Origin of the sequence: Enterobacter sp. BIDMC92 (assembly GCF_001030225.1) — a bacterium.
Classification (GTDB): Bacteria; Pseudomonadota; Gammaproteobacteria; order Enterobacterales; family Enterobacteriaceae; genus Enterobacter; species Enterobacter sichuanensis.
Genome location: NZ_KQ087598.1, coordinates 1,102,409 through 1,114,624 on the forward strand (window position 1 = coordinate 1,102,409; position 12,216 = coordinate 1,114,624).

The following is a 12,216-nucleotide window of genomic DNA, read 5'->3' on the forward strand; positions in this document are numbered from 1 at the left end:
GTATATCTCACACGATACTGATGCACAAGTTAACCGCATCACATTTCGGGAGTAACCATGGCTCGGCTCGCTGCATTTGATATGGACGGTACGTTGTTAATGCCGGATCACCGTTTAGGGGAGAAAACCCTGAACACGCTGAAGCGCCTGCACGAGCGTAACGTCACCCTGACCTTTGCCACTGGCCGTCATGTACTGGAAATGCGTCATCTTCTGGGCGCCTTCTCCCTCGACGCCTTTCTGATCACCGGCAACGGGACGCGAATTCACTCTGTCGAAGGGGAGGTACTGCACCGCCAGGATCTCGACCCGGAAGTGGCAGATATCGTGTTGCACAGTACCTGGGACACGCAGGCCAGCATCCACGTCTTTAACGATCGGGGCTGGTTTACCGGGCGTGATATTCCGGCGTTGTTGCATGCGCATGTCTACAGCGGTTTTAGATACCAGCTTATCGATCTGCGTAAGATCCCCGCCCATGCGGTGACCAAGATCTGTTTCTGTGGCGATCATGACGATCTGTGCCGTTTACGCGTTCAGCTCAATGAGGTGCTGGGGAACCGGGCGCATCTGACCTTCTCGGCAGTGGATTGTCTGGAGGTGTTGCCTGTGGGCTGTAACAAAGGTTCAGCCCTGGCGGTACTGAGTGACCACCTGGGCTTAACGCTTCAGGATTGCATGGCGTTTGGCGATGCCATGAACGACCGGGAGATGCTGGGCAGCGTCGGCCGCGGTCTGATTATGGGGAATGCGATGGCGCAGCTAAAAGCGGCGCTTCCTCATCTGCCGGTTATAGGACACTGCCGCAACGAAGCAGTGTCCCATTTTTTGATGCATTGGCTGGACAATAACACCCTCCCATATTCCCCCGAATAGTGAGACCCTTCCAGCAAGCCAGACTTCGGTCTGGCTTTTTTTTACTTCAGCAGTTGCGCAATCTGCGCTTTCCACGGAGCGATATCGCCGATGTTGGCCTGCACCCATTCCGCATTGTAGTAGGTCTCAAGGTAGCGCTCGCCACTGTCGCACAACAGCGTGACGACAGAACCCGTGCGGCCCGCGTCGCGCATACGTGCGGCAAGCTGCAGTGCGCCCCACATATTTGTGCCCGTCGATGCGCCGACTTTACGGCCCAGCTGCGTCTCCAGCCAGTGCGCCGTTGCCACGCTTGCGGCATCCGGCACGCGCATCATCTCATCCACGACATCCGGAATGAACGACGGCTCCACGCGCGGGCGGCCAATCCCTTCAATTTTGCTTCCCACCGGGCTGCGCAGGCTGGCATCGCGGTTTTGCCAGTAGTCGAGGAATACGGAGTTCTGCGGATCTACCACCATCAGTTGGGTATCGTAGCCCTGACAGCGAATGTAGCGTCCGATCGTGGCTGAGGTGCCGCCCGTACCTGCGCTCATCACAATGTACGAGGGAACCGGATGTGGCTCGTGAGTCATCTGGCGGAAGATACTGTCGGCAATGTTGTTATTGCCGCGCCAGTCCGTCGCGCGCTCGGCGAAGGTGAACTGGTCCATATAGTGACCGTTGAGCTCACGGGCCAGCATTTCAGAGGCGGCGTAGATTTCGCAGGCGCTTTCCACAAAGTGGCAGCGACCGCCATAAAATTCGATCTGTTCGATTTTGCGTCTGGCGGTGCAGGAGGGCATGACTGCGATAAAGGGCAGACCCAACAGGCGGGCAAAATAGGCTTCGGACACCGCCGTTGAACCGGATGAGGATTCAATAATGGTGGTGCCTTCTTTAATCCAGCCGTTACATAAACCGTATAAAAACAGTGAGCGCGCCAGGCGATGCTTCAGGCTACCGGTAGGATGGGTGCTTTCGTCTTTCAGATAGAGCTGTATGCCGTCAAATCCCGGCAGGGAAAGGCGAATCAGGTGCGTATCCGCCGAGCGCTGATAGTCGGCATTGATTTCGCTGATCGCATGTTTAACCCAAGTGCTATTCATCGTAGTTATCCGTTTGTCATTTTGTGCCTAGCATAGCGAAAAGCACAGAAAAAATTGTTGCTATCTGGCCTTTAAAATAGAATCAAGGGAGAAAAATTTTCTCTGTGAGGTGGGTATGCTAGATAAAATTGACCGTAAGCTCCTGTCATTACTGCAGAGTGACTGTACCCTCTCTTTGCAGGCGCTGGCCGATGCCGTTAATCTGACCACCACACCGTGCTGGAAGCGCCTGAAGAAGCTTGAGGATGACGGTATTCTTCTGGGACGCGTCGCGTTATTAGATCCCGAAAAACTGGGGCTTGGGTTGACGGCTTTTGTCCTGATAAAAACGCAGCATCACAGCAGCGAATGGTATAGCCGCTTTGTCACGCAGGTCTCGGAAATGCCGGAAGTGCTCGGTTTCTGGCGGATGGCCGGCGAGTACGATTACCTGATGCGCGTTCAGGTGGCCGACATGAAGCGCTATGATGACTTCTACAAACGGCTGGTGAACAGCGTACCGGGATTATCGGACGTCACCTCGAGCTTCGCCATGGAACAGATTAAATACACCACAGCGTTACCTATTGAATAGCTTCGTAAAATACCTTCAGGAACAAACCGCGTGCGATTATTTGCCCAACTAAGCTGGTACTTTCGTCGGGAGTGGCAACGCTACCTCGGCGCCGTATGCCTGCTTATAATCATTGCCATTTTGCAGTTGATCCCGCCGAAAGTGGTGGGATACGTCGTGGATGGCGTCACCGAACAGCATTACACCACCGCACGGGTGCTGATGTGGGTTGGTACGCTGGTGCTGACGGCCGTCATTGTTTATCTGCTGCGCTACGTCTGGCGCGTGCTGCTGTTTGGCGCATCCTACCAGCTGGCTGTAGAGTTGCGTGAGGATTTTTACCGCCAGCTGAGCCGGCAGCATCCCGAATTTTATCTGCGCCATCGCACCGGGGATCTTATCGCGCGCGCCACTAACGACGTCGATCGCGTGGTCTTTGCCGCCGGGGAAGGGGTGCTGACGCTGGTGGACTCGCTGGTGATGGGCTGTGCGGTGCTGATCGTCATGTCCACACAGATCAGCTGGCAGTTAACCCTGCTTGCCCTGTTGCCGATGCCGCTCATGGCACTGGCGATCAACCGCTACGGCGAACAGCTGCACGAGCGTTTCAAGCTGGCGCAGGCGGCGTTTTCGTCGCTAAACGACCGCACCCAGGAGAGCATGACCAGCATCCGGATGATCAAAGCGTTTGGCCTGGAAGACAGACAGTCGGCACTATTTGCGGCCGATGCCGCCGACACGGGGGCGAAGAACATGCGCGTCGCGCGTATTGACGCCCGGTTTGACCCGACCATCTATATCGCGATTGGCATGGCCAACCTGCTGGCGATTGGCGGCGGAAGCTGGATGGTGGTACAGGGGACGTTAACCCTGGGGCAACTGACCAGCTTTGCCATGTATCTGGGGCTGATGATCTGGCCGATGCTGGCGCTGGCCTGGATGTTTAACATCGTGGAGCGCGGCAGCGCTGCCTACAGCCGCATTCGCGCCATGCTGGCCGAAGCGCCGGTGGTCAATGACGGTAGTGAAGTGGTACCAGAAGGGCGCGGCGTCATGAAAGTCGACATCCGCCAGTTTGTCTATCCGCAAACGGAACATCCGGTACTGGAGAACGTCAGCTTTACCCTTCAGCCCGGCCAGATGCTGGGCATCTGTGGCCCGACAGGATCCGGCAAAAGTACCGTGCTCTCACTGCTCCAGCGCCATTTTGACGTTACGCAGGGCGATATTCGCTTCCATGATATTCCACTGACAAGGCTGATGCTGGATGAGTGGCGAGGCCGACTGGCGGTCGTCAGCCAGACGCCGTTCCTGTTTTCAGACACCGTGGCAAACAACATTGCCCTTGGACGCCCGAGGGCGACGCAGGAAGAGATTGAGCATGTGGCGCGGTTAGCCAGCGTACATGATGACATTCTGCGCCTGCCGCAGGGCTACGAAACAGAAGTCGGGGAACGGGGCGTGATGCTGTCCGGGGGACAAAAACAGCGTATCTCGATTGCGCGTGCGCTGTTGCTGAATGCGGAAATCCTGATTCTGGATGATGCCCTTTCCGCCGTGGATGGCCGTACCGAACATCAGATCCTGCATAACCTGCGCCAGTGGGGTGACGGGCGCACGGTGATTATCAGCGCCCACCGTTTGTCGGCGCTGACGGAAGCCAGCGAAATTCTGGTATTACAACATGGGCATATTGCCCAGCGCGGGCAGCACGAAACACTTGCGGAGCAACCAGGCTGGTATCGAGATATGTATCGCTATCAACAGCTTGAAGCGGCGCTGGACGATGCGCCAGAACACGCTGAGGAGGCCGACAATGCGTAAGCTCGGAACAATGTGGCCGACGCTGAAACGTCTGCTGGCCTATGGCTCGCCGTGGCGTAAACCGCTGGCCGTGGCCGTGCTTTTACTGTGGATTGCTGCAGTGGCTGAAGTGAGCGGCCCGCTGCTCATCAGCTACTTCATCGACAATATGGTTGCCAAAAGCTACCTGCCACTGGGGCTGGTGGTGGGCCTGGGCGTGGCCTACGTAGGTTTGCAGCTGGCGGCCACCGGTCTCCACTATGCCCAGTCGCTGCTGTTTAACCGGGCCGCCGTGGGCGTCGTACAGCAGTTGCGCACGGACGTCATGGACGCCGCGCTTCGCCAGCCGCTCAGCGAGTTTGATATCCAGCCCGTCGGGCAGGTGATTTCGCGCGTGACCAACGACACCGAGGTGATCCGCGATCTGTACGTGACCGTGGTGGCAACCGTGTTGCGCAGCGCAGCGCTGATTGGCGCGATGCTGGTGGCGATGTTCAGCCTCGACTGGCGCATGGCGCTGGTGGCCATCACTATCTTCCCGGCAGTGCTGATCGTGATGGTTATCTATCAACGCTACAGCACGCCGATTGTGCGTCGGGTGCGCACCTACCTGGCCGATATCAATGATGGCTTCAACGAAGTGATCAACGGCATGAGCGTCATCCAGCAGTTCCGCCAGCAGGCACGTTTTGGTGAGCGGATGGGGGAAGCCAGCCGTTCGCACTATATGGCGCGCATGCAGACGCTGCGGCTTGATGGGTTCCTGTTGCGCCCGCTGCTGAGCCTCTTCTCCGCGCTGGTGCTTTGCGGGCTGCTGATGCTTTTTGGCCTGACCACACAAGGGACCATTGAGGTAGGCGTGTTATACGCCTTTATCAGCTACCTTGGCCGCCTGAACGAACCCTTGATCGAGTTGACGACGCAGCAGTCGATGCTCCAGCAGGCGGTGGTGGCAGGGGAGCGCGTATTCGAGCTGATGGACAGGCCGCGTCAGACCTACGGTAACGATGATCGTCCTCTGCAAAGCGGGGCGATTGCCTTTGATAACGTCTCCTTTGCCTACCGCGACGACCAGCTGGTGCTGCAGGATATCTCGCTTGCCGTTCCGTCACGCGGGTTCGTGGCGCTGGTGGGGCATACCGGCAGCGGCAAGAGCACGCTAGCCAGCCTGTTAATGGGGTATTACCCGGTCAGCCGCGGTGAAATTCGCCTCGACGGACGCCCGCTGGCGTCTCTCAGCCACACCGTGTTACGCAAAGGCGTTGCGATGGTGCAGCAGGATCCGGTCGTCCTGGCCGATACCTTCTACGCCAACGTAACCCTGGGGCGAGACTACACTGAGGAGCAGGTCTGGGACGTGCTGGAAAAAGTGCAGCTGGCAGAGCTGGCACGCGGGTTTAGCGACGGCATCAGGACGAAACTGGGCGAGCAGGGAAACAATCTTTCTGTTGGACAAAAACAGCTTCTGGCGCTGGCGCGCGTGCTGATTGAAACGCCGCAGATCCTGATTCTGGATGAAGCGACGGCCAGCATTGACTCCGGCACCGAGCAGGCCATCCAGCAGGCACTGGCTGCCGTACGCGACCATACCACGCTGGTGGTGATTGCCCACCGCCTGTCCACCATCGTCGATGCGGACACGATCCTGGTGCTACATCGCGGACACGCCGTTGAGCGCGGTACGCACCGCGAACTTCTTGAGGCCAAAGGGCGTTACTGGCAGATGTACCAGCTGCAGCTGGCGGGCGAAGAGCTGGCAGCCAGCGTGCGCGATGAAGAGTCGCTTAGCGCCTGATGCACTAAAATGAGGCGATGCGCTAACAGTCATTCCTGTTGGTGCAAAACTGAAACGCACCCTGCACCGGCATGGTGCGTTTTTTTTCGCCGGTTCGTTAATCAGGACCGTGTAATGCTCATCACACCGCTGTTCCCTCCGGTTTTCATTTCTGGCACACCCCTTGCAATAGCTTCTGCGTAAGCTGCGGCCATTACCGAATTCTGACTGGAGGGGATCTATGAAGCTGGTTACGGTTGTAATCAAACCATTCAAACTCGAAGACGTGCGTGAAGCGCTGTCTTCAATGGGTATTCAGGGACTGACTGTCACCGAAGTGAAAGGCTTTGGTCGTCAGAAGGGTCATGCCGAGCTTTATCGCGGGGCGGAATACAGCGTTAACTTTCTGCCAAAAGTAAAAATTGATGTCGCGATTGCTGACGATCAGCTTGATGAAGTCATTGATGTCATTAGCAAAGCGGCCTACACCGGCAAAATTGGCGACGGCAAAATTTTCGTTGCCGAACTGCAGCGCGTCATTCGCATCCGTACCGGCGAATCTGACGAAGCGGCACTGTAATTAACGCCTGGCACACAGTGATAGGGATCGAGAAAATGAAGATAGCAACACTTAAAACGGGTCTGGGTTCGCTGGCGCTGCTGCCGGGCCTAGCGCTGGCCGCGCCTGCGGTGGCAGACAAAGCCGATAACGCCTTTATGATGATCAGCACCGCGCTGGTGCTGTTCATGTCCATTCCGGGCATTGCGCTGTTCTACGGCGGCCTGATCCGTGGCAAAAACGTTCTCTCCATGCTGACGCAGGTTGCCGTGACCTTCGCACTGGTCTGCGTGCTGTGGGTGGTTTACGGGTACTCGCTCGCTTTCGGCACCGGCAACGCATTCTTCGGTAACTTCGACTGGGTGATGCTGAAAAATATTGAACTGACCGCGCTGATGGGCAGTTTCTATCAGTATATTCACGTGGCGTTCCAGGGCTCGTTCGCCTGCATTACCGTCGGGCTGATTGTGGGCGCACTCGCCGAGCGTATTCGCTTCTCTGCCGTCCTGATCTTCGTGGTGGTCTGGCTGACGCTCTCCTATGTGCCGATTGCGCACATGGTCTGGGGTGGCGGTCTGCTGGCGACGCACGGTGCGCTGGACTTCGCAGGCGGTACCGTTGTGCACATTAACGCCGCAGTAGCGGGTCTGGTGGGTGCCTACCTGATTGGCAAACGCGTGGGCTTCGGTAAAGAAGCGTTCAAACCGCACAACCTGCCGATGGTCTTTACCGGTACAGCGATCCTCTACTTTGGCTGGTTTGGTTTTAACGCAGGCTCAGCAAGTGCCGCGAACGAAATTGCCGCGCTGGCCTTTGTGAACACCGTTGTGGCCACGGCGGGTGCGATCCTCTCCTGGGTATTCGGCGAGTGGGCGGTGCGCGGTAAACCTTCCCTGCTGGGTGCCTGCTCGGGTGCGATTGCCGGTCTGGTCGGTATCACCCCTGCGTGTGGGTATGTCGGTGTAGGTGGTGCGCTGCTGGTCGGCCTGGTGTCGGGTCTGGCGGGTCTGTGGGGCGTGACGGCGCTGAAACGTCTTCTGCGCGTGGATGACCCTTGCGATGTGTTTGGCGTGCACGGCGTGTGCGGCATTATCGGTTGTATCATGACCGGTATCTTCGCGGCGAAATCACTGGGTGGCGTGGGCTATGCGGAAGGCGTGACCATGGTTCATCAGGTGCTGGTGCAGCTGGAAAGTATTGCGATCACCGTTGTATGGTCTGCCGTTGTCGCTTTCATTGGCTACAAACTGGCGGATATGACGGTCGGCCTGCGTGTACCGGAAGAGCAGGAACGCGAAGGTCTGGACGTCAACAGTCACGGCGAGAATGCGTATAACGCCTAAGGTAAAAGCAAAACGGCAACTTCGGTTGCCGTTTTTAGTGTTTGTTCCCTCTCCCTGTGGGAGAGGGGCAGGGTGAGGGCATCAGGCCGCACAAGGTAAAAGCAAAACGGCAACTTCGGTTGCCGTTTTTTGTGTTTATTCCCTCTCCCTGTGGGAGAGGGCCAAATCACCCTCTGTTACGCATTACCCCTTCCTGCACCGTCGAGGCGACCAGCACGCCATCCTGCGTATAAAACTCTCCACGCACAAACCCACGCGCGCTTGATGCCGACGTGCTCTCCACGCTGTAGAGCAACCACTCGTTCATATTGAACGGACGGTGGAACCACATGGAGTGATCAATCGTCGCAACCTGCATCCCTTTTTCGAGGAAGCCGACGCCGTGTGGCTGCAGCGCCACCGGCAGGAAGTTGAAATCTGACGCATAACCCAGCAGATACTGATGAACGCGGAAGTCCTCTGGTACGGTACCGTTAGCCCGGATCCAGACCTGGCGCTTCGGTTCCGCGGTGTGACCTTTCATCGGGTTGTGGAACTCGACGGGGCGGATCTCAAGCGGCTTATCGCAGAGAAACTTCTCTTTAACCTGTGGCGGAAGCAGATGCGCCAGCGCACGGGCGATATCGGTCTCTGATTGCAGCGAGTCGGGGGACGGGGCCGGGGGCATCTCTTTCTGATGTTCGTAGCCAGGCTCCGGTGCCTGGAAAGAGGCGGTCATGTAAAAGATGGGCTTTCCGTTCTGGATAGCCGCGACGCGTCGTGCGCTGAAACTGTTGCCATCTCTCAGGACTTCAACATCATACACAATCGGTTTTGCGCTATCGCCAGGACGTAAGAAGTAGCTGTGGAATGAATGCACCAGACGGTCTGCCGGGACAGTCTCCTTTGCAGCGTACAGCGCTTGTCCTACGACTTGCCCACCGAAGACCTGGCGTAAGCCTAAATCTTCGCTCTGTCCGCGAAAGAGTCCTTCCTCAATTTTTTCCAGGTTCAGTAATGTCAGCAGATTGTTCAGTGCCTGACTCATAGTTGTCCTCAATAAACGCCGTAGCGAAAGATAGGCTGAGTATAACGCAGAAATGAAAGTGGTCCGATGGGTAGATTAATCTGAATATCGGGACGATTTCAGGCATTAATCAGTGATTTGTGCCACACTTATATGCGTTATGTGATTGAAACGACATCGGATGGGATCGATCCCGCTGGTGCATTGATGATAAGGAGACTTCAATGAAACTCGTGCCCATGCTAAGTGGTGTAGCTATTGCGGTGGCGTTGTCCGCCTGTGCCGGTAAGAGCGCCCAGGTGCCAGTGCCAGCGGCAGATCCGAACGGGATCAATACCCTTTCGCAGCAATCCATTCAGCAGCCTAACGTTTCCGGTACTATCTGGATTAAACAGAAAGTGGCGTTACCGCCGGATGCGGTATTAACGGTGACCCTGTCGGATGCTTCCCTGGCCGACGCACCTTCGAAGGTTGTGGCTCAGCGTGCCGTCCGGACAGAAGGCAAGCAGGCGCCGTTTAGCTTCGTGTTACCGTATAACCCATCGGACGTACAGCCTAATGCCCGTATTCTGCTGAGTGCCGCGGTAACGATTAACGGTAAGCTGGTCTTTATCACCGATACGGTCCAGGAAGCGATCAACAACGGTGGGACAAAAATCGACCTGAACCTGGTCCCTGTGCAGCAGACTGAAGTGCCTGTCGCCCCGGCGACCGGTCAGCCGTCCCTGCCAACCCCACCCACTCAGATGTAATGAGTGTATTTCCCCTCTCCTGCGGGAGAGGGGTCAGTACACCCAGCGGTATTTCTGCAAATCGATCTGCCCCGACCCGGAAACCTGCACACCCTCTGACAGTAACGCCTGACGCTGGCGCTGAAGATCTGGCCCGGTGAGCGAGATGGCACCGTGTCGATTCACCACCCGATGCCAGGGCAACGTACTGCCTTCCGGTAGCCGTTTGAGGACGCCGCCCACCTGTCGCGCCGCACGAGGGGACCCCGCCAGACGCGCCACATCACCATAAGTAGTGACATACCCTTCTGGAACAGAGGCCACTATTTGCCATACACGCTGTGGAAAGGAGTCGTGTTCGTCCATACCTTCACCTGTGGGGATGTTCTGGGCAACCATGGTAAACGAAGATGGTCATGATTGCTGCGCCTGTTTGCGCAAGAAACCAGCATCCGGTTTCTGGCGGCTTGCAATTGGACGTTAGCACAGGGATAATGCGCCAGCGCGTTGGTTATCAACGCTCTCAATGGGGGCTCTGTTGGTTCTCCCGCAACGCTACTCTGTTCACCAGGTCAGGTCCGGAAGGAAGCAGCCAGGGCAGACGACGTGTGTGCCGGGATGTAGCTGGCAGGGCCCCCACCCATTTGTGCTCCCAATAATTCCTGTTTTCAGTGTTTACCTGGTGCGGCGCAAGTGGCGTATCAATGTCTGCTGGATGTGAGCAGCTTTATGCTGTCGATCACGAGGTGCGTTTTCCCACTAACCGTATATTTTTTCATTTATGCGTACTCAGAAATGGATAATTCTCTCAGACGTTTGTCACCTTTACTGAAAAGTGCCGTAGGAACGCCAGGTAAAGCAGGAAACTTTCAGCGCGACGTGATTATCGTGCAATACCTGTTTAATCTCATTAAGCCTATCATCCAGTATGACATCCCAGAAGATGGGATTATTATCAGAACCATCAGCCAGTTTCAGTCCATTCATTTGCGTTTCCAGCATCCCGATGGGGTTATTGAGCCAGAAGGGAAGACTTTCCGTGGATGAGTTGCTGCTGCGATGAAATATCCCCTTGTGTATCAACAATCGTCTTTCACGTCTTCATTTTTTAGGCAACCTTCTGCCAATGAAAATAGCGTCCGTCAGCTGGTTAACAATTATCTGAGAAAAGAGCGCTACAACGTAGCAGATGAAACCCTTGAGCGAAGCAAGCTGATGGCACCTGGAATTGATGGGGCTGTATCGCTGACGGAGCAGGACTTTACTGAAGCCTGGGAAAATCTTAATCGTCGGGTAGAACTGAATATCATCAAAGCTTTTTCTATTGTGAAGTCGGGCGGACGATCTGGGTTTAATGCTTTAAATCTACCGATTATTGCGTATGAAGCGCATATTTTCCGTAAATACACCAAAAGGAAATACGATCAAACCCACCCTTTTTTGTCTTATAAATATGTAAAGAAAGCGGGTCCGGAATGGCAAAAAAACAATATCGACCAGCTTTCTGCATGGAATACCCTGGCGAAGGCTTACGCACTTGATGCTGAAGCTGCGATAAAATCGTGTTCATGGGGGATGTTCCAGATTATGGGATTTAATTACGAATCGTGCGGTTATAAAGATCTCGGCACATTTTTAAAAGATATGAAGTCTAATGCCGGTAAGCAATTAAATGCTTTTTTACATTTGTGCAATAAGAACAGCTCACTACTGTCAGCAATGGTAAATAAGGACTTTTATAATATGGCATTCAACTATAACGGAAGCGATTTCGGTGATTATGACGTTAAAATTCGCAGAACTTATGAAAGCCTGGAGCAGGGGCGGAGATGAAAATTAAAATGATGCGCATAGTTTGCGGTTTTTCAGTCTTAATGGCGGCGTTTTCTTCGTATGCCACGACGCTACAGTCTGGCGTATATGAAGGTTTGTTAGTCGCCGTCTCACCGACGGGCAATATCACCGGGTATTACTCTGAATCGGCTGAAGACAGCGTAAAACGTACCTGCACTTTCTTTCTGACAGGCCATGTTTCAGCGCAACAGCCAGACACCATCACTTCATGGTCTTCATCTGTGCTCGCGGGCCATATTGCCGCGAATACCGCGGGTGTCACATTAGCCATTCCTGATGGGCAAAACCATGCTGGGTGTATGAATGTGCTGATGCCTGAAATTGCGACAGGTCTGGAACTGGAGAGGACGCGGCAGACACAGTGGCAAACGCTGATGAAGGTAAGCAGCCCGCGGGCTTATCTGAGCTCTACGCCTGATGCCGCGACCCGGCGTAAAGCCTGGATCGTTAAAGGAGACGTAGTAGGGGTAATACAAACCCAGGCTGGCTGGGCAGAGGTAGAGTTTGTCGCCCGTAGCGGAAAAACGACGCATGGCTGGGTGAATAGCAATGACGTTCAGCCGTTAACGCCTCCTGCATCCTGATCGGTTTATTTCTCCCCCTGAATTCAATATTGCCGGGCGATGCTT

The 12,216-nt window shown here is 55.4% G+C and carries 13 protein-coding genes and 1 other RNA gene; 11 read left to right on the forward strand and 3 right to left on the reverse strand.

Annotation, left to right across the window (positions count from 1 at the left end; all coding sequences use genetic code 11):
* The first annotated feature begins 57 nt into the window (after positions 1–57).
* On the forward strand, positions 58–876 hold the full coding sequence (gene cof / locus SP99_RS04930) for an HMP-PP phosphatase (RefSeq protein WP_045285227.1): 819 nt from the start codon (positions 58–60) through the stop codon (positions 874–876).
* A 41-nt stretch (positions 877–917) separates the two neighbouring features.
* On the opposite strand, the gene SP99_RS04935 is transcribed toward cof, so the two are convergent.
* Positions 918–1,964 carry a PLP-dependent cysteine synthase family protein gene (locus SP99_RS04935; RefSeq protein WP_047957887.1) on the reverse strand — a complete coding sequence of 349 codons (1,047 nt, stop codon included), beginning with the start codon at positions 1,962–1,964 and terminating at the stop codon, positions 918–920.
* Between the two features lie 115 nt (positions 1,965–2,079).
* Between SP99_RS04935 and SP99_RS04940 the strand changes: the two genes are divergently transcribed.
* The 5 genes from SP99_RS04940 to amtB all read left to right on the forward strand — a co-directional run bounded on the left by SP99_RS04940 (position 2,080) and on the right by amtB (position 7,996).
* A complete protein-coding gene (locus SP99_RS04940) occupies positions 2,080–2,538 on the forward strand; it encodes an Lrp/AsnC family transcriptional regulator (protein ID WP_047347269.1) in 459 nt (152 codons plus the stop codon).
* 30 nt (positions 2,539–2,568) lie between these two features.
* Complete coding sequence (locus tag SP99_RS04945; RefSeq protein ID WP_047957888.1) at positions 2,569–4,341, forward strand: SmdA family multidrug ABC transporter permease/ATP-binding protein; 1,773 nt, start codon at positions 2,569–2,571, stop codon at positions 4,339–4,341.
* Positions 4,334–6,115 carry a SmdB family multidrug efflux ABC transporter permease/ATP-binding protein gene (locus SP99_RS04950; RefSeq protein ID WP_047957889.1) on the forward strand — a complete coding sequence of 594 codons (1,782 nt, stop codon included), beginning with the start codon at positions 4,334–4,336 and terminating at the stop codon, positions 6,113–6,115. Before SP99_RS04945 ends, SP99_RS04950 begins: the two co-directional genes overlap by 8 nt.
* A gap of 220 nt (positions 6,116–6,335) precedes the next feature.
* Entirely contained in the window at positions 6,336–6,674 is a 339-nt protein-coding gene (gene glnK, locus SP99_RS04955; RefSeq protein WP_008503304.1) for a P-II family nitrogen regulator, read from the forward strand.
* A 35-nt stretch (positions 6,675–6,709) separates the two neighbouring features.
* A complete protein-coding gene (gene amtB, locus SP99_RS04960; protein ID WP_025756166.1) occupies positions 6,710–7,996 on the forward strand; it encodes an ammonium transporter AmtB in 1,287 nt (428 codons plus the stop codon).
* A gap of 166 nt (positions 7,997–8,162) precedes the next feature.
* Here amtB and tesB read toward each other — a convergent pair whose 3' ends face one another.
* Positions 8,163–9,023 carry an acyl-CoA thioesterase II gene (tesB, locus tag SP99_RS04965; RefSeq protein WP_045285231.1) on the reverse strand — a complete coding sequence of 287 codons (861 nt, stop codon included), beginning with the start codon at positions 9,021–9,023 and terminating at the stop codon, positions 8,163–8,165.
* 203 nt (positions 9,024–9,226) lie between these two features.
* Here tesB and SP99_RS04970 point away from each other — a divergent pair, with 203 nt between their 5' ends.
* Positions 9,227–9,754, forward strand: a complete 528-nt coding sequence (locus SP99_RS04970; protein WP_025756165.1) for a YbaY family lipoprotein — start codon at positions 9,227–9,229, stop codon at positions 9,752–9,754.
* Between the two features lie 33 nt (positions 9,755–9,787).
* Here the strand turns inward: SP99_RS04970 and SP99_RS04975 are convergent, their stop codons facing one another.
* The gene (locus SP99_RS04975; protein ID WP_025204849.1) at positions 9,788–10,099 is read right to left on the reverse strand and encodes an MGMT family protein; all 312 of its coding nucleotides are present in this window, start codon (positions 10,097–10,099) and stop codon (positions 9,788–9,790) included.
* 170 nt (positions 10,100–10,269) lie between these two features.
* Between SP99_RS04975 and ffs the strand changes: the two genes are divergently transcribed.
* From ffs to SP99_RS24975, 4 genes are all read left to right on the forward strand, one after another.
* An RNA gene (ffs, locus tag SP99_RS23545) (signal recognition particle sRNA small type) lies at positions 10,270–10,366 on the forward strand.
* A 162-nt stretch (positions 10,367–10,528) separates the two neighbouring features.
* Positions 10,529–10,780, forward strand: coding sequence for a hypothetical protein (locus tag SP99_RS24970; RefSeq protein ID WP_225284170.1), 252 nt, complete (start codon positions 10,529–10,531; stop codon positions 10,778–10,780).
* A gap of 12 nt (positions 10,781–10,792) precedes the next feature.
* Complete coding sequence (locus tag SP99_RS04980; RefSeq protein ID WP_231584217.1) at positions 10,793–11,566, forward strand: N-acetylmuramidase domain-containing protein; 774 nt, start codon at positions 10,793–10,795, stop codon at positions 11,564–11,566.
* On the forward strand, positions 11,563–12,171 hold the full coding sequence (locus SP99_RS24975; RefSeq protein ID WP_082137890.1) for an SH3 domain-containing protein: 609 nt from the start codon (positions 11,563–11,565) through the stop codon (positions 12,169–12,171). Before SP99_RS04980 ends, SP99_RS24975 begins: the two co-directional genes overlap by 4 nt.
* Positions 12,172–12,216 lie beyond the last annotated feature (45 nt).

Bases quoted from the DNA above. Each gene is read 5' to 3' on its own strand.
- cof (WP_045285227.1), top strand. From the start codon at position 58: ATGGCTCGGCTCGCTGCATTTGATATGGACGGTACGTTGTTAATGCCG.
- SP99_RS04935 (WP_047957887.1), bottom strand. From the start codon at position 1,964: ATGAATAGCACTTGGGTTAAACATGCGATCAGCGAAATCAATGCCGAC.
- SP99_RS04940 (WP_047347269.1), top strand. From the start codon at position 2,080: ATGCTAGATAAAATTGACCGTAAGCTCCTGTCATTACTGCAGAGTGAC.
- SP99_RS04950 (WP_047957889.1), top strand. From the start codon at position 4,334: ATGCGTAAGCTCGGAACAATGTGGCCGACGCTGAAACGTCTGCTGGCC.
- glnK (WP_008503304.1), top strand. From the start codon at position 6,336: ATGAAGCTGGTTACGGTTGTAATCAAACCATTCAAACTCGAAGACGTG.
- amtB (WP_025756166.1), top strand. From the start codon at position 6,710: ATGAAGATAGCAACACTTAAAACGGGTCTGGGTTCGCTGGCGCTGCTG.
- tesB (WP_045285231.1), bottom strand. From the start codon at position 9,023: ATGAGTCAGGCACTGAACAATCTGCTGACATTACTGAACCTGGAAAAA.
- SP99_RS04970 (WP_025756165.1), top strand. From the start codon at position 9,227: ATGAAACTCGTGCCCATGCTAAGTGGTGTAGCTATTGCGGTGGCGTTG.
- SP99_RS04975 (WP_025204849.1), bottom strand. From the start codon at position 10,099: ATGGACGAACACGACTCCTTTCCACAGCGTGTATGGCAAATAGTGGCC.
- SP99_RS24970 (WP_225284170.1), top strand. From the start codon at position 10,529: ATGGATAATTCTCTCAGACGTTTGTCACCTTTACTGAAAAGTGCCGTA.
- SP99_RS04980 (WP_231584217.1), top strand. From the start codon at position 10,793: ATGAAATATCCCCTTGTGTATCAACAATCGTCTTTCACGTCTTCATTT.
- SP99_RS24975 (WP_082137890.1), top strand. From the start codon at position 11,563: ATGAAAATTAAAATGATGCGCATAGTTTGCGGTTTTTCAGTCTTAATG.